We start from the raw sequence: 15,293 nt of genomic DNA on the forward strand, positions 1-15,293 counted from the left end.
CTCGGGTCTAACTGCCGCGATAGGTCGAGTAAGAATACGGGCTGATCAACAGCGGCAGATGGTAATGATCCTGACTGCCGTCGAGCATCACATCAATAATGGCCGAGTGATACAGCGTCGCGCGGCCGGTCGCGGCGAAATACGCGCCGATATCCGCACACAGCCGGTAATGCCCGGAGGCGACAGATTCCGGCGTTAATTTCGCGGCGCGGCCATCGGCATCGGTTTGGGTTTCGCTGATGAGCGTCACGTTCTGCCCGTCAAGGCTTTCCAGCCAGACGCGCACGTTGGCCGCAGGCTGCCCTGAGGAGGTATCGAGAATGTGGGTGGTGACTTTCGTTTTAGAAACCGTGGTCATTATTGGAAAATCTCCTTTAAACGCAGCAGGGTAATTTCTTTGAGTTGTTGCGCCGTTTCCTGATCTTCAGCGTCCGGCGAATTTTCAAGACGGCGTTGCAGATTATCCAGAATGTCTTCAGAACTGCGCCCTTTGGCGCGGATCAGAAACACCCGTGCGAAACGTTGTTCATAACGCAGGTTCCCCTCGTGCAGCGCATCAATGACCGCCTGCTGGCTGATATTGAGCGTCGCCTGTTCGCCACGGGAAAGCTGCGCTTCCTTACTGGCACCGCTGGCACGCTCGCCAATGCGCGGGTGCGCCGACAGTGCGCGGGCGATGTCATCCGGCTGCCAATGCTGACAGGCTGCTTCGGCGCATTGCATCAGGCGTTGCGTCGAAGAATAAGGCCGCGCGTCAGTGAGTTGCGTCGCCCAGGACGGAATATTCACCAGCGGGCGCAGCAGCGCAACGGCTTCGAATTCAGACAGCGCGTTAAACTCATCCAGCGTCATAAATGCCCTTCTTTAAAACTCAGCACGGTGTTGATATACGCCTGCACCGCATAAGCCACGTCGCCGGAGGTGACGGATTCATCGGGATGATGGCTGATACCGTCTTTACAGCGCACAAACAGCATGCCGACCGGCCAGCATTCGGCGATGGCAATGGCGTCGTGCCCCGCGCCGCTTGGCAGCGACATCGCCTGCCCCTGTAAGTGTAAAACACTTTGATTAAGACGATGCTGCAAACCGGCGTCGCAGGCGGTGGCGCGGATGCCGTAAAACTGTTCGGCAGCGAAGGTCAGCCCGCGGCGCGCCGCGATATCCCGGCCTTTCGCCAGCAACGTTTCCAGTAAAGCGGATAAATCCTCATCACGCGGGCCGCGCACATCCAGCGACAGTTTCACCTGCCCCGCAATGACGTTGACCGCGCCCGGCAGGCATTCCAGCGTACCGACGGTCGCCACCAGATTGCGGCCGGTGGCGGTGGTGATGCTTTCAATCGCCAGCGTCCATTCGGCGGCGGCAGTCAGGGCGTCCTGACGCTGCCCCATCGGCACGGTGCCGGCATGGCCGGCATGACCGGTAAATTCACAATTCAGACGACGCGCGCCGTTAATCGCCGTGACCACACCGAGCGGCACATTGGCCGTTTGCAGGCACGGGCCCTGCTCGATATGCAGTTCCAGATAGGCGCAAAAATCGCTGACCGCACGCTGTGACGCGCCGATTTTCAGCGGATCCAGTCCGGCGTTGTGCATAGCCTGCGCCACCGTGATGCCCTGCGCATCCTCGCGTTCCAGCCACTGCGCGGGCCAGGTGCCGGTCAGCCCGCGGCTGCCCAGCAGCGTGATGCCAAAACGCGTACCTTCCTCATCACAGAAGCCGACAATTTCCACCGCCATCGGCAAACGGATGGCGTTCTGATGCAAATGCGCCACCACTTCCAGCGCGGTGAGCACGCCGAGCGGGCCGTCGTAACGCCCCGCGTTGCGCACGCTGTCAAGATGTGAACCGAGCAGCAGAGCAGGTGCTGACGCATCAAGCCCTTCATAGCGCCCGCAAATATTGCCGACGCTGTCCTGCCAGACGCGCATACCGGCCAGCGCCATCCACTCCCCCACCAGACGGTTGGCCTGCAAATGTTCTGCCGAGAGATACACGCGGGTCAGTTGCCCCGGTGTTTCACTGATGGCGGCCAGTGCGTCGCAGCGCGCCATCACCCGTTCAGCGGCCAGTTTTGCGCTGCCGGAAACCGCAGCCAGCGTAAAGGCTTCTGCCATTACTGACCTCCTGCGTAGTGATCCCACGCAGCCTGCGCCCCTGCGCCGTATTTCGACGCAAAGCCCAGACGGTTAAGCACCGCTTCCAGCGCCACCAGTGTCTGCAATACGCAGTCTTTACGGGCGTTGTAGCCCATGGTGCCGATACGCCAGATTTTCCCGGCCAGCGGGCCAAATGAGGTGCCGATTTCGATACTGAAATCGTTAAGCATCATCTGACGCACCTGTTCGCCATGCACGCCCTGCGGAATGACCACGCCGAGCACGTTGTTCATGCGGTTATTGAGGTCACCGAACACCTCCAGCCCCATTCCCTGAATACCGGCCAGCAGCGCGCCGCCGTGCAGTTTGTGACGGGCGATGCCGGTATCCAGCCCTTCTTCCAGAATGATGCGTGCGCATTCGCGCGAGGCGAACAGCATACTGGTGGCTTCGGTATGGTGGTTCAGACGCTCCGGCCCCCAGTAATCCATGATCATGCCCAGATCGAAATAGTTGGAGTAGATCATCTCTTCGTCGCCGTCGGCGTGGTCGGCGGTACGGATACCTTCCTCCACGCATTTACGGCGGCGGATTTGTTCTTCAAAGCGCGGACTGATGGTCACCGGTGAGCTGCCGGACGGGCCGCCGAGGCATTTTTGCAAGCCGGCTGACACGGCGTCTAAACCCCAGGCGTCGGTTTCCAGCGGGTTGCCGCAAAATGACGCCGTGGCGTCTGAATAGAACAGCACGCCGTGGCGGCGGCAGATTTCGCCCAGCTGTTCCAGCGGCTGCAACATGGTGGTGGAGGTATCACCCTGCACGGTCAGCAGCCAGCGGGGTTTCACCGATTTAATCGCATCTTCGATTTGCTGCGGATCAAACACCTCGCCCCACGGCACTTCGACGGTGTGCACTTCGGCACGGCAGCGGCGGGCAATTTCACACAGCAGATGACCGAAACGGCCAAACACCGGCACCAGCACTTTGTCGCCCGGACGGATACCGGAAAGCAGCACGGCTTCGATACCGGCGCGCGAGGTGCCGTCGATCAGGAACGTCCACTGGTTTTCGGTTTTATACAGCGCACGGTACAGCGCCATGACTTCGTTCATGTAACCGGTCATCACCGGATCATATTGCCCGACCAGCTGGCTCGCCATCGCCCGCAGCACGCGCGGATCGGCATTGATCGGCCCCGGTCCCATCAGCAGACGGGTCGGCGGGTTGATTTGTCCGGGAGAGATGAAATCTGACATAGTGGATCCTTTAATTTCTTTAAGAACTGATACCCAATAGATTTCAATGTGCAGCAAGGCGGCAATTGAACGAATCCCCGTTCACTTTGCTCACTCAGTGACCGGGGTGAGAGAAAGCAGCCAACGCCGCCTCACACTGAAAGAGGCAGCGTCTCTTCATTTAAGCCGCGCACGGAGGCGATAAACTGTTTCAGCTCGGGGGTTTGCGGATTGGCAAACAGCGCCCGGCTTTCGCCCTGTTCCCACACGGTGCCCTGATGCATAAACACCACGCGGTCGCCCACTTCACGGGCAAAATTCATTTCGTGCGTCACCAGCACCAGCGTCATGCCTTCTTTCGCCAGCTGCTCGAGCACTTTCAATACTTCGCCGACTAATTCCGGATCCAGCGCCGAGGTGATTTCATCACACAACAGCACTTTCGGGTTCATCGCCAGCGCACGGGCAATCGCCACACGTTGCTGCTGGCCGCCGGACAGGTTCGACGGGTAATAATCCATGCGATCCGCCAGGCCGACTTTCGCCAGCATCTGCGCCGCCAGTTCGCGGCATTCAGCGGCGGACTTTTTCAGCACGCGGCGCGGGGCCAGCATGACGTTTTCCAGCGCGGTCATGTGCGGGAAAAGATTGAAACTCTGGAACACCATGCCGACGGAACGGCTGATATCACGCGCCTGCGAATCGCGGTCGGTGATGGTCATGCCACCCAGTTTGATGCTGCCTTCCTGATAGCCTTCCAGCCCGTTTATGCAGCGCAACAGCGTGCTTTTCCCGGAGCCGCTGCGGCCAATGATGGAGATCACTTCACCGCTGTCGATATCCAGATCCACACCTTTCAGTACGTGGTTCTGGCCGTAAAATTTTTGAACCTGATTAATTGTGATCAACGGCATTACTGTTTATCTCCACGCAACGATTTCTCTAAATGCTGGCTGTAACGCGACAGCGGGTAGCACATCAGGAAGTAGCCGAGCGCCACGAGTCCGAACACTTTGAAGGGTTCGAAGGTGACGTTGTTGAGCATCGTGCCCGCTTTGGTCAGCTCGACAAAACCAATAATCGACGCCAGCGCCGTGCCTTTCACCACCTGAACGGAAAACCCGACGGTCGGTGCGATGGCAATCCGCAGCGCCTGCGGGGTGATCACCCGCCATAATGTCTGGCCGAAATTCAGGCCGAGGCAGCGCGACGCTTCCCACTGGCCTTTCGGTAACGCGGCAATGCTGCCACTCCAGATATCCACCAGATACGCGCTGGTGTAGAGGGTCAGCGCCAGCGCGGCTGCTGTCCACGGGCTGACGTTGATGCCAAACAGCCCGAGGCCAAAGAATGCCAGAAACAGCTGCATCAGCAGCGGTGTGCCCTGGAAAAGCTCGGAATATAAGCGCACAAAACGCGACGGCCAGCGGCGTTTGGTCAGGCGCATCAGCAGCAGCGGTAACGTGACCAGCGTGCCACCGACAAACGCGGTCAGCGACAGCAACAGCGTCCAGCGCGCCGCCAGCAACAGATTGCGCACAATGTCCCAGTCAGTGAAGGTCATCATCAGTTTTCACTCCCAAAGAAGCGGCGTCCGGCCAGCAGCAACAGCTGACGCATCGCGACCGACAGCATTAAATAGAACAACGTGGTGACCAGATACACTTCGAAACTGAGGAAAGTGCGCGACTGAATTAAGTTGGCCGCAAACGTCAGTTCTTCATAGGACACCTGCGATACCACGGACGATCCGAGCATCACGATAATGCACTGGCTGACCAGCGACGGATAAATACGTTTCAGCGACGGCGGCAGCACGATGCGCAGAAAGGTCTGGCTGCGCGTTAATCCGAGCACACGCCCGGCTTCCCACTGGCCTTTCGGCGTCACCTGAATACCGGCGCGGATGATTTCCGTGCTGTACGCGCCGAGATTAATCAGCATCGCCAGCAGTGCCGCCTCACCGGCGGTCATTTTCAGACCGATGGCGGGCAGACCAAAGACAATGAAAAACAGCTGCACCACAAACGGCGTATTACGGATGGCTTCGACATACACGCCCCACACCGCCCGCAGGGTTTTATGGTTGCCGCAGCGAATGGCCGCGCCGCAGATACCGATCGCGACGCCGCCAATCGTTGCCATCACCGTCAGCTCAATGGTGGTCCATAAGCCGGCCAACAGCTCCGGCATATAAGGCCACAGCGCGCTAAAGTTAAGCTGATAGGTCATGAAAGATCTCCGTGAAAACGTGGATTACGCGCCGATGGACGCCGGAAGCGGAGCCTTCATCCATTTTTCGGACAGCGCGTTGAGCGTCTTGTCTTTCACGCCTTCGGCAATCAGTTCATTCACTTTGTCTTTCAGCGCCGGTTCGTCTTTACGCAGGCCAACGAAGCACGGCGAATCTTTCAGCATCACTTTCGACTCTGGCGCTTTGGCCGGATTCATACGCGCAATTGCCGCCACCACCAGGTTACCGGTAGCAATGTATTCCACCTGACCGGACAGGTACGCCGACAGCGTGGTGTTGTTATCTTCGTAGCGCTGAATTTTGGCGTCTTTCGGTGCCACATCGGTCAGCGCCAGATCTTCCACCGCGCCACGGGTCACGCCGATGGTTTTGCCGGACAGTGCTTTCAGATCCGCCAGTTTGTCGCCTTTGGCACCAAATACGCCGAGGAAGAACGGCGCGTAGGCGTTGCTGAAATCGATCACTTTTTCACGCTCGGCGTTTTTACCGAGGCTGGAAATCACCAGATCCACTTTATCGGTTTGCAGATAAGGCACGCGGTTGGCGCTGGTCACCGGCACCAGTTGCAACTTAAGTTTCATTTTATCGGCCAGGTATTGCGCCATATCGATGTCATAACCTTCAGGTTGCAGATCTTTTCCCACCGAACCAAACGGCGGGAAATCCTGAGGCACGGCCACGCGCAGCACGCCGCGTTTCTGAATATCCTGCAACTGATCGGCCATCGCGCCAGATGCCTGAAGCACCAGCATTGCAGCACCTGCCCACGCCAACAGCCGTTTGTTCATGTTCATAGATTATCTCCGGTGAAAGGTTTTTGGAACGATAGATTCTTATAAACATGACTCTGCAACGAATGTGCCAAAAACGTTTCAGCGGAAAAATTGTGCGCTAAGTCACGGTAAGACAAGGGATCAGACGAATACGGAGACATTCAGAAGCGTTCTTTTTGCCCTGTATCAGGGCAAAAAGAATGAAAAACGGAAAAACCGGATGCACTGAAATTGTGCGAAAGCACCAGAAAAGCGCTCAGTGTGTTCTGTAAACGGGAATCAGCGCTGCTCCAGCTCATCCAGATCGGTATACAGATCGCTAATCTGATGAATGCGCTGACGGCCCGAGGCCAGGGTATCGTGCAGTAACGCGTTGCTGAGAAGATTCGCCAGACTCATGGCGGAGGAATAGCTGTCAAACGCCGAGACGCTGTCGAGCGGTGCGGCCAGATGCCAGGCGGCCAGCGGGATAAGCGTCTGCGCCTGCGGCTCGCAAATCAGCAGCACCGGCACGCCCAGCGACTGCAACTGCGTCAGAATCGCTTTCGCCATACGCGGCCTGCGGCGGAAAGCGACGAAAATCACCACGTCCTGCGCGGTGAGATCCACCAGTTCTTCCGCCAGCGTTTGCCCTGGTTGCGGCATCATCATCACCCCTGCGCGCACCTGAATCAGCTGCTGGCGCAGGTGCAGCGCCACCGGATAGCTGTTGCGAAAGCCCAGCAGACGCACCTGCCGCGCCTGACTGAGGGCGGTGATCAGCGCGCCAAACTGAGCGCCGTCGATCTGGTTAATCCACTGGGTCAGATTAGCCATTTCCTGCTTATAGTGGCGGGATAACAGGGTGTTGCCCTGCACCGCGTCACGGCTGTCGGTCAGCGGCATCCCGCTCTGGCGCAGGGTGCGCATTTCATCGCGCATATCGCGATAACTCGGGTAGCCGAGACGCTTAAACAGGCGGCTGACCGTGGCCTTCGACACGCCGCTAAGCCGCGCCAGCTCTGCGCTGTTGTAGCTCATCAGATCATCGATACTGGCAAATATAAAGTCGGCGACGCGCTGTTCCTGCGGCGTCAGCTCTGCGTAATGATCCCGCAGACGCTCATCAATTTGTTTCATCTCACCGCCTCTGTAACCAATGTTTCAGCACCTATCATGGCATGCACTATGCTTGCCAATGCAAGCGAAATTATGCAGGAAAGCGTGAGAAATCTGCCGATGTGGAACACCTCTTGCTTAACGTTATCCCTACGCGCCCAAAACCCTGCAAACACGGGCAGCATAAAAAAGCGTCTCAAAAAGGACATCGCATGATTAACAGTAACAGCGCACCGCTCGGTATGGCGGTGACGCCTCATCACCTGGCAAGCCAGAGTGCGCTTGCGGTATTACGTGAAGGCGGCAATGCCATTGAAGCCATGGTCGCGGCCGCTGCCACGATTGCCGTGGTGTATCCGCACATGAACGGGCTCGGCGGTGACGGTTTCTGGCTGATTGTGCCACCGCAGGGCAATCCGGTGGCTATCGACGCCAGCGGTGCCGCCGGATCGCTGGCATCGATCGGGTTCTACGCCGGTGAAACGCATATTCCGCATCGCGGCCCGAAATCTGCCCTGACCGTGGCGGGCACCGTCGGCGGCTGGCAGGAAGCGCTGAACATTTCCGCTGAATTTGGCGGCGAGCAAAAACCCCTGTCGCGCCTGCTGCGCGATGCCATTCGCTATGCGGCCGACGGCATACCGGTCACCGCCTCTCAGGAAGCCGCCACCCGCGCCAAACAACACGAACTGAAAGACATCCGCTCATTTACCGACGTCTTTCTGCCAAACGGTGAAGTCCCCCGCGCCGGCAACCGCTTTACCCAGCCGCAGCTGGCGCAGACGCTCTCGATGCTGTGCGAAGACGGACTGGGCAGTTTTTACCGTGGCGAACTGGCCGACAGCATGGCCGCCGACATGGAAAAACTGGGTATGCCGGTCACCCGTGCCGATCTCGCGGCGTATAAGCCACAGCGCCGCGTGCCGCTGCGCCTCAAACACAGCAAAGGCGAAATCTACAACCTGACGCCGCCGACGCAGGGGCTGGTTTCGCTGGCGATCCTCGGCCTGACTGACCGTCTGCCGCTGGAAGGCATGGACGAAAGCGCCACCATTCACAGCATCGTCGAAGCCACCAAACTGGCATTCGGCCTGCGCGATCGTTTCATCACCGACCCGCGCATGATGACGCAGGACGCCCAGAGCCTGCTGGATCCGCAGTATCTTGATGCTCTCGCAACCCGAATCAAACCCCACAGCGCCGCCGACTGGGGCAAAGGTAAAGGCCCCGGCGATACCGTCTGGATGGGCGTGATGGACAGCAGCGGGCTGGCGGTATCGTTTATCCAGAGCATCTATCACGAGTTTGGCAGCGGTGTCGTGCTGCCCGAAAGCGGCGTGCTGTGGCAAAACCGCGGCGCCTCTTTCAGCCTCGACCCCGATCATCTGCTGGCGCTGGCGCCGGGCAAACAACCGTTCCACACCCTGAACCCCGCCGCCGCACGTTTGTACGATGGCCGCACGCTGGTGTATGGCTCGATGGGCGGCGACGGACAACCGCAAACGCAGGCGGCGGTGTTTATCCGCCACGTGGTGCAGGGGCAATCCTTACAACAGGCGATCAGCGGGCCGCGCTGGCTGCTGGGCCGGACCTGGGGCGAAAGTTCGGATTCCCTGAAACTGGAAGGCCGCTTCGACTATCTGACACAGGCCGGGCTGAGGCAGCGCGGTCACGACGTCGAATTATTACCGGATTTCAGCGAGGCCGTCGGCCATGCGGGGGCGATTGTGCGCCACACCAACGGCATGTTTGAAGGTGCCTCCGACCCGCGCAGCAACGGCAGCGCCGCCGGATTTTAATCAGAGTTCGCTCATAAGAATGGATAAGGAAGCAACATGAAAACGCCCCCCGCAGCGACCGACTGGGCCGCTTATGTCCGTCAGATGGAGTCCGTTCTGGCACTGGATCTCGACGACGCGCGTCGTCAGGAATTGCTGATACAGTTCAGCCGCATTGCGCAGATGGCGCAACCGCTGATGGATTTACCGCTCGATTCGCGTCTGGAAATCGCCGGGGTGTATCGCGCATGAAATCGTTCGATCATTTTACTATCAGCCAGCTGCACCAGGCCCTCGCGCGGGGCGAGCTTTCCGCCATGGAAATCGCCACCGCGACGCTCAGCGCCGTTGAACAGGCCAATCCTGTCATCAACGCGTATACGCATATCACCCGCGAACGCATGTTGAGTGAAGCCGCAAAAGTGGATAAAACCCGTGCCAGCGGCGCAACCTTATCGCCACTGGCCGGCATTCCCTACGCGGTGAAAAACCTGCTGGACGTGGCCGGTGAGGTGACGCTGGCAGGTGCGAGCCTCAACAGCAGCAACGCCGCCGCACGTCATGATGCGTGGACCGTTTCACGCCTCGCGGCACAGGGCGCGATGCTTTCCGGCATGCTGAACATGGATGCGTACGCCTACGGTTTCACCACGGAAAACAGCCATTACGGCGCGACGCGCAACCCGCGCGATCTGACCCGTGTCGCGGGCGGATCGTCCGGCGGTTCTGCCGCTGCGGTGGCCGCCGGTCTGGTGCATTTCACGCTGGGCAGCGACACCAACGGCTCGATCCGCGTGCCCGCCTCCCTGAGCGGTATTCTCGGCCTGAAACCCACCTTCGGGCGGATCTCGCGCAGCGGCAGCCAGCCGTTTGTCGCCAGCCTCGATCATCTTGGGCCGATGGCGCGATGCAGCGAAGATTTATCACAGGTGTATGACGCCATTCAGGGCACCGATCCGCAGGATCATTTTCAGGCAGACAAACCCAACACCGAGACGTTCTCTCAGTTAAAACGCGGTCAGCAAGGTTTACGCACCGCGGTCCTCGGCGGCTATTTCTCCACCTGGTGCGACGGGCACGCCAAAGACGCGGTGCGTCAGATAGCCCGGGCGCTGGAGGCGCAGGAAGAAATTGATATGCCGCAGGCTGAACTGGCCCGTTCCGCCGCGTTCATCATCAGCGCCTCGGAAGGGGGCAATCAGTATTTGCCAAAACTGCGCAGCATTGCGCAGCAGTTTGAACCGCTTTCCCGCGAGCGTTTGCTGGCCGGGGCGATGATCCCGGCGGCCTGGTACGTGCAGGCGCAACGTTTCCGTCATCAGTTTCAGCAACAGGTGTTGCCATTGTTTGACCATTGGGACATCTTGATTGCGCCAGCCACGCCGTGTCCGGCGACGTTAATCGGTCAGGAGACGATTCACATCAACGGTCAGGATCTGCCAACGCGCGCCAGCATGGGTATGCTGACACAGCCGGTTTCGTTCCTTGGTCTGCCGGTGGTGACCGTTCCCGTGACAACGGCAACAGGCCTGCCGATAGGATTACAACTGATTGCACCGCCGTGGCGGGAAGACCTGTGCCTGCGTGCTGCGTGGGCGCTGGAGCAACAGGGCATCGTGAACGTCAGCAGTTCTCCGGTGATGTATACCTGAATTAACAGGCCACCGTTTTCCAGGGTAAAGAGAGTAAACATGAAAACTGACAATATTGACCGCCCGGCGATCCTCGCCGAAATGAACGCGGCATTTTATCGTTATGAGCAGGCGCTGATCACCAATGACACTGCGGTTCTCGACGAGCTGTTCTGGCACGATCCGCGCACCGTGCGCTACGGCGCAGGGGAAAATCTTTACGGCATCGACTCCATCCGCGCGTTTCGCGCCGCCCGCCCGGCGCAGGGTCTGGATCGCGAACTGATCAACACCACCATCACCACCTTTGGCGATGACATGGCGGTCGCCAGCACCGAGTTTCGCCGCGAAGGGACCGACCGTGTCGGGCGTCAGCAGCAAACCTGGGTGAAGATGGCGAGTGGATGGAAGATTGTGGCAGCCCATGTGAGTCTGATGGTTTGACCGAACCAATGGGCGGTTCAGCTTTGGAAAGTTGAGGAAACTGTTCTTTTTCCAGGATTGGACGGGGGAAGTTTCGGTTTCTCAATTGCGGTGATCACTTGTCGCGCTGCGCCGAAACCGCCCAAAAGGGGCCAGGACGGGCCCCTCTTGGATCTCCCCCGCTTTTTCAACACGCGCTCTGCTCGCTGGCTATGTTTCAGCTATCACTGAGACAGGCTGCAACCTCTCATTCAGCAATGATGTTGAGCGCGCTTTGAAGGTTTTTAAAACATTTCATCAGCAAAAACATTCCCTTTCCACGACTTACATTCGTTACATTTTTTTCCTGCGTAATGCCTTCCAGTCTTTTAATTAGTCACTTTTTTAAAATTTTCTTCGGTGTACAGTTCTTTTGCTGCGGGGAAACCGTACCGGTATTAATAAAAAATGACATTTGACTGAAGAGCCATTTGTTATATCTCATGAAACTTTAAACTTATCTCTATCTATAAGATGACGGACTATCTTTCAGAAACATTCAGGGAGTTTTTACATGGTGAATACATCGCTCACCTGTACAACTTCTCCGTAGACGACCATTTCTTTATCATGGTGTTTACAGAAATTGATATCAATGATATTAATTATCATGCATTTAGGAATGAAGAGGCGGGGTTTCACATCCCTGCTCATTGCTTTGATGTGAAATTCGATCGGGTAGATAATTTTGAAAATGAAACTTACTTTCAACCCCCGCCAAAAGGGAAATGCTCGCGCAAATATTCCTTCCCCGGAGATCTCTCAGAAAATATAGAAAGAATAATTACACTTCATCTGACAACTTATAAGGCCCGTGCATATTTTGCCGTGGCAGAGACTCAAAAACTTAAACGCTACTATGACCGGGTTTTACAGCAAAGAACCGATCATATAGTATACAAAGCGACCAATGGACACGGCGAAAAAGGAATGGGCTATGTACTCAGAACACGATATTTCAGTTCTTAAAAAAATGACCATAACAGAATACAAAGTTGAAACGATGCGCCAGTTAAAAGCGTCGTATGATCAGGCTAAGCGTAACGGCACGCTGCGAACCCGTCATGTGACCAGCCAAAAAACAGAGCGTTAACTGTTAATTTTCGCTCACCTTAACATCCCACGCACTTTGTTTAATTTATGAATTCATCGTGGGTGAGGTTACGAAGTAAAGGTTTCGGGGCGATTCAGAAATCTTGCCGAACGGAGCGGCCTGAAGACCTAAGGCTTCCAGGACCGAGAGAGGGCACCGCGCAGCGGCAAGATTTCCAGCCTGTCGCTGCGGCTGCTGAAACATAGCCAGCGAGCGACAGCGCGCAGTGAAAGAGCCCGGGATTCTTAAGGGGTGCGGCGATAGGCGCCCCTTAAGGCCAGTTTGGGTGGCAAGCCAAGGTGTTGAAATTGAATTTGAATTTGAATTTGAATCTCGAGATTAAACACCGAAATGTTTAACCCAGTGATCCGCTATTTCCTGCCGCTTACAAACCCAAACGCGTTCATGCGATTCCACGTAATCCAGAAACCGCTGCAAAGCCCTGAACCGCCCCGGTCGGCCAAGTATCCGACAGTGCATCCCGATCGACATCATTTTGGGTGAGGTTTCACCCTCTTCATACAGCACGTCAAACGTGTCTTTCAGGTAGGTATAGAACTGCTCGCCGGTGTTGAAACCCTGCGGGGAGGCAAAGCGCATGTCGTTGGTTTCCAGCGTGTACGGGATCACCAGATGCTGTTTCGTCTCACCATTTTCCAGTTTGACCGGCGTCCAGAACGGCAGGTCATCGCCGTAGTAATCGCTGTCATACTGGAATCCGCCCGATTCGGCCACCAGCTGGCGGGTGTTAGGGCTGTCGCGGCCGGTGTACCAGCCGGACGGCGCTTTGCCGAATAAATCGCGCAGCACGGTGACGGCTTTTTGCATGTGCTGCGCCTCTTCGGCTTTGCTCATGTCCTGATAGTGGATCCAGCGCCAGCCGTGGCTGACGACATCGTAATCCGCCGCTTTGATGGCATTGACGATTTCCGGGTTACGCGCCAGCGCCATCGCCACGCCGAAAACGGTCAGCGGCAGGCCGCGTTTTTGAAACTCATTGTGGATGCGCCAGAAACCGGCGCGGGAGCCGTATTCGTACAGCGAATCCATCGACATATGCCGGGCAGGGAAACTGGCAGCACCGATGATATCAGACAGAAATTGCTCGGAACCGGCGTCGCCATGCAACACGTTGTTCTCTGCGCCCTCTTCATAATTGAGGACAAACTGCACCGCGATGCGGGCGTTGCCCGGCCAGTTGGCGTGCGGCGGGCGTCCGGCATAGCCGATCAGGTCGCGCGGATACGCGTCGGTAAAACCGTGCTCAACATCAGACATAGTGATCTCTCAGATTCAGTCCGGCAAATCGACCAGACAGGGGTTTTTCCAGCGGATAATCCAGATCGCCGTGTTTACTGGTGGTCAGGCGCAATGCGGCCAGTGACTCCACCATTTTGACCGCCGCGCTGACGCCGTCGATCACCGGAATGTTCAGCTCCAGCGTCAGTTCCTGCGCCAGATCGGCCATGCCGCCGCAACCGAGCACGATCGCCCCGCTGCCGTCGGATTTTTTTGCCGCGATACACTGCTCACGCACTTTTTCCTGCGCCAGACCGCTGCCGTCTTCCAGCGATAACACCGGCAGGTCGATGGCGTGCAGCGCCGCGCAGTGGCGTTCAAAACCGTACTGATGCAGCAAATGCCGGGCGATGGTCAGCGTGCGCGGCAGGGTCGTCACGATGGAAAACCGTGTCGCCAGCATGGTCGCCAGGTGCATCGCCGCCTCCGCAATACCCACCACCGGCCCGCGTGCCAGCTCGCGCGCGGCCAGCAATCCGGGGTCGCCGAAACAGGCAATAATGTGCCCGTCAGCACCGGCATCCCGCCCCGCTTTCACCTGTTGTAAAACGCCCAGCGTGGCAATCGCCTCATCAAAATGCCCTTCTATGGACGGTGCCCCCTCTTCAGGGCAGACGGCCAGAATCTGTGTCTCCGGCGCGGCCACCGAGCGGGCCGTTTGCGCCATCACTGCGGTCATCGCCTGACTGGTGTTCGGGTTGATCAGTTGTATACAAAGCGCGCGTGACATCAGCGTTTCTCCTCATTGTTGGCTGTCCGTTGCGAGGAAAAGATCTGCGCGAAATCCGGCATCTGCCCCTTGTTCTGCTCAAAACGCAGGCTGGAAACAATGCTGTCAAAGTGCTGCGCCATGCTCGCGGTCAGCGCGGTGACATCGCGCTTTTTCAGCAAGTCGAGAAGATCGTCGTGATCGTGACAGCGGCATCCCTGCTGCCACGGCGCGCCCCAGGCGGCAATGGCGAGAGAAGATCGCAGCGTCAGCTGGGAGACAGATTCGGTCAGCACTTTGTTGCCGGAAATGGCCTGCAGCTGGACATGAAAGGCGGCAGAAAGGCGGATTGCGGCCTCACCATTACGTTCTTCGTGGGCACGCTTTTCTTCCTGCACCAGCTTTTTCATGGCCACCAGATGGGTGGACTGACAGCGGGCGATCACCAGCGGCAGGTTGGCGCATTCGAGAATTTTACGGGTGGCGAAAACATCGCGGGATTCTTCAGCGTCCGGCGTGGTGACGTGCGCACCACGCTTGGGCAATAACGTCACCAGTTGCACTGCGGCAAGGCGTTGCAACACACGGCGAATGCCGGTACGGCTGACGGAAAACACGTCCGCCAGCGCTTCTTCCGGCAATTTACTGCCCGGTAACAGCTGATGTTCGACGATCGATTTCACCAGCGCGTTATAAATATGGTCGTCCTTATCCTCGGTAAAATAGGCCGTATTCAGCCCGTTCCAACTGGTCATTGCCGTTACTCCGTATACCGTTCGTGTATTAATCGTATACATGAAATAGATTTTTTGTATACAAAAAGTGAAATTTGGCCTGATTCATGCAGTGCTCCTGT

The 15,293-nt window shown here is 57.5% G+C and carries 17 protein-coding genes; 5 read left to right on the top strand and 12 right to left on the bottom strand.

What is annotated here, in order from left to right; translation table 11 throughout:
• Positions 1-7: 7 nt before the first annotated feature.
• The 9 genes from uraH to J1779_RS20835 all read right to left on the bottom strand — a co-directional run bounded on the left by uraH (position 8) and on the right by J1779_RS20835 (position 7,486).
• Complete coding sequence (gene uraH / locus J1779_RS20795) at positions 8-358, bottom strand: hydroxyisourate hydrolase (protein ID WP_217204658.1); 351 nt, start codon at positions 356-358, stop codon at positions 8-10.
• Positions 358-852, bottom strand: coding sequence for a 2-oxo-4-hydroxy-4-carboxy-5-ureidoimidazoline decarboxylase (uraD, locus tag J1779_RS20800; protein ID WP_217204659.1), 495 nt, complete (start codon positions 850-852; stop codon positions 358-360). The genes uraH and uraD overlap by 1 nt, the downstream gene beginning before the upstream one ends.
• Positions 849-2,123 carry an allantoate amidohydrolase gene (hpxK, locus tag J1779_RS20805; RefSeq protein WP_217204660.1) on the bottom strand — a complete coding sequence of 425 codons (1,275 nt, stop codon included), beginning with the start codon at positions 2,121-2,123 and terminating at the stop codon, positions 849-851. Before hpxK ends, uraD begins: the two co-directional genes overlap by 4 nt.
• On the bottom strand, positions 2,123-3,361 hold the full coding sequence (locus J1779_RS20810; protein ID WP_217204661.1) for a pyridoxal-phosphate-dependent aminotransferase family protein: 1,239 nt from the start codon (positions 3,359-3,361) through the stop codon (positions 2,123-2,125). The genes hpxK and J1779_RS20810 overlap by 1 nt, the downstream gene beginning before the upstream one ends.
• A gap of 131 nt (positions 3,362-3,492) precedes the next feature.
• On the bottom strand, positions 3,493-4,254 hold the full coding sequence (locus J1779_RS20815) for an amino acid ABC transporter ATP-binding protein (RefSeq protein ID WP_056781559.1): 762 nt from the start codon (positions 4,252-4,254) through the stop codon (positions 3,493-3,495).
• Positions 4,254-4,904 (bottom strand): amino acid ABC transporter permease, encoded by a 651-nt coding sequence (locus tag J1779_RS20820; protein WP_122097357.1) that lies wholly within the window; start codon positions 4,902-4,904, stop codon positions 4,254-4,256. The genes J1779_RS20815 and J1779_RS20820 overlap by 1 nt, the downstream gene beginning before the upstream one ends.
• Positions 4,905-4,906: 2 nt before the next feature.
• Complete coding sequence (locus J1779_RS20825; protein WP_056781565.1) at positions 4,907-5,572, bottom strand: amino acid ABC transporter permease; 666 nt, start codon at positions 5,570-5,572, stop codon at positions 4,907-4,909.
• Between the two features lie 24 nt (positions 5,573-5,596).
• Complete coding sequence (locus J1779_RS20830) at positions 5,597-6,382, bottom strand: transporter substrate-binding domain-containing protein (RefSeq protein WP_056781677.1); 786 nt, start codon at positions 6,380-6,382, stop codon at positions 5,597-5,599.
• Between the two features lie 264 nt (positions 6,383-6,646).
• Complete coding sequence (locus J1779_RS20835) at positions 6,647-7,486, bottom strand: MurR/RpiR family transcriptional regulator (protein WP_056781567.1); 840 nt, start codon at positions 7,484-7,486, stop codon at positions 6,647-6,649.
• Between the two features lie 191 nt (positions 7,487-7,677).
• On the opposite strand from J1779_RS20835, the gene J1779_RS20840 reads away from it, so the two are divergent.
• The 5 genes from J1779_RS20840 to J1779_RS20860 all read left to right on the top strand — a co-directional run bounded on the left by J1779_RS20840 (position 7,678) and on the right by J1779_RS20860 (position 12,305).
• Positions 7,678-9,264, top strand: a complete 1,587-nt coding sequence (locus J1779_RS20840; RefSeq protein WP_122097356.1) for a gamma-glutamyltransferase family protein — start codon at positions 7,678-7,680, stop codon at positions 9,262-9,264.
• 36 nt (positions 9,265-9,300) lie between these two features.
• Positions 9,301-9,495, top strand: coding sequence for an oxalurate catabolism protein HpxX (gene hpxX, locus J1779_RS20845; protein ID WP_056781572.1), 195 nt, complete (start codon positions 9,301-9,303; stop codon positions 9,493-9,495).
• On the top strand, positions 9,492-10,895 hold the full coding sequence (locus J1779_RS20850) for an AtzE family amidohydrolase (RefSeq protein ID WP_217204662.1): 1,404 nt from the start codon (positions 9,492-9,494) through the stop codon (positions 10,893-10,895). The genes hpxX and J1779_RS20850 overlap by 4 nt, the downstream gene beginning before the upstream one ends.
• A gap of 39 nt (positions 10,896-10,934) precedes the next feature.
• Positions 10,935-11,318 carry an oxalurate catabolism protein HpxZ gene (gene hpxZ / locus J1779_RS20855; protein WP_056781578.1) on the top strand — a complete coding sequence of 128 codons (384 nt, stop codon included), beginning with the start codon at positions 10,935-10,937 and terminating at the stop codon, positions 11,316-11,318.
• A 492-nt stretch (positions 11,319-11,810) separates the two neighbouring features.
• Entirely contained in the window at positions 11,811-12,305 is a 495-nt protein-coding gene (locus tag J1779_RS20860; RefSeq protein WP_217204663.1) for a hypothetical protein, read from the top strand.
• A gap of 463 nt (positions 12,306-12,768) precedes the next feature.
• On the opposite strand, the gene puuE is transcribed toward J1779_RS20860, so the two are convergent.
• From puuE to J1779_RS20875, 3 genes are read right to left on the bottom strand one after another with little or no spacing between them, the layout of a single operon-like run.
• On the bottom strand, positions 12,769-13,707 hold the full coding sequence (puuE, locus tag J1779_RS20865; RefSeq protein WP_056781581.1) for an allantoinase PuuE: 939 nt from the start codon (positions 13,705-13,707) through the stop codon (positions 12,769-12,771).
• Complete coding sequence (locus J1779_RS20870) at positions 13,700-14,458, bottom strand: aspartate/glutamate racemase family protein (RefSeq protein WP_122097354.1); 759 nt, start codon at positions 14,456-14,458, stop codon at positions 13,700-13,702. Before J1779_RS20870 ends, puuE begins: the two co-directional genes overlap by 8 nt.
• Positions 14,458-15,192 carry a GntR family transcriptional regulator gene (locus tag J1779_RS20875; protein ID WP_056781586.1) on the bottom strand — a complete coding sequence of 245 codons (735 nt, stop codon included), beginning with the start codon at positions 15,190-15,192 and terminating at the stop codon, positions 14,458-14,460. The genes J1779_RS20870 and J1779_RS20875 overlap by 1 nt, the downstream gene beginning before the upstream one ends.
• Positions 15,193-15,293 lie beyond the last annotated feature (101 nt).

It is taken from the genome of Rahnella rivi, assembly GCF_019049655.1.
Classification (GTDB): domain Bacteria; phylum Pseudomonadota; class Gammaproteobacteria; order Enterobacterales; family Enterobacteriaceae; genus Rahnella; species Rahnella rivi.

Coding starts and splice junctions, on each gene's coding strand:
- uraH (WP_217204658.1), bottom strand. CDS start 358: ATGACCACGGTTTCTAAAACGAAAGTCACCACCCACATTCTCGATACC.
- uraD (WP_217204659.1), bottom strand. CDS start 852: ATGACGCTGGATGAGTTTAACGCGCTGTCTGAATTCGAAGCCGTTGCG.
- hpxK (WP_217204660.1), bottom strand. CDS start 2,123: ATGGCAGAAGCCTTTACGCTGGCTGCGGTTTCCGGCAGCGCAAAACTG.
- J1779_RS20810 (WP_217204661.1), bottom strand. CDS start 3,361: ATGTCAGATTTCATCTCTCCCGGACAAATCAACCCGCCGACCCGTCTG.
- J1779_RS20815 (WP_056781559.1), bottom strand. CDS start 4,254: ATGCCGTTGATCACAATTAATCAGGTTCAAAAATTTTACGGCCAGAAC.
- J1779_RS20820 (WP_122097357.1), bottom strand. CDS start 4,904: ATGACCTTCACTGACTGGGACATTGTGCGCAATCTGTTGCTGGCGGCG.
- J1779_RS20825 (WP_056781565.1), bottom strand. CDS start 5,572: ATGACCTATCAGCTTAACTTTAGCGCGCTGTGGCCTTATATGCCGGAG.
- J1779_RS20830 (WP_056781677.1), bottom strand. CDS start 6,382: ATGAACAAACGGCTGTTGGCGTGGGCAGGTGCTGCAATGCTGGTGCTT.
- J1779_RS20835 (WP_056781567.1), bottom strand. CDS start 7,486: ATGAAACAAATTGATGAGCGTCTGCGGGATCATTACGCAGAGCTGACG.
- J1779_RS20840 (WP_122097356.1), top strand. CDS start 7,678: ATGATTAACAGTAACAGCGCACCGCTCGGTATGGCGGTGACGCCTCAT.
- hpxX (WP_056781572.1), top strand. CDS start 9,301: ATGAAAACGCCCCCCGCAGCGACCGACTGGGCCGCTTATGTCCGTCAG.
- J1779_RS20850 (WP_217204662.1), top strand. CDS start 9,492: ATGAAATCGTTCGATCATTTTACTATCAGCCAGCTGCACCAGGCCCTC.
- hpxZ (WP_056781578.1), top strand. CDS start 10,935: ATGAAAACTGACAATATTGACCGCCCGGCGATCCTCGCCGAAATGAAC.
- J1779_RS20860 (WP_217204663.1), top strand. CDS start 11,811: ATGACGGACTATCTTTCAGAAACATTCAGGGAGTTTTTACATGGTGAA.
- puuE (WP_056781581.1), bottom strand. CDS start 13,707: ATGTCTGATGTTGAGCACGGTTTTACCGACGCGTATCCGCGCGACCTG.
- J1779_RS20870 (WP_122097354.1), bottom strand. CDS start 14,458: ATGTCACGCGCGCTTTGTATACAACTGATCAACCCGAACACCAGTCAG.
- J1779_RS20875 (WP_056781586.1), bottom strand. CDS start 15,192: ATGACCAGTTGGAACGGGCTGAATACGGCCTATTTTACCGAGGATAAG.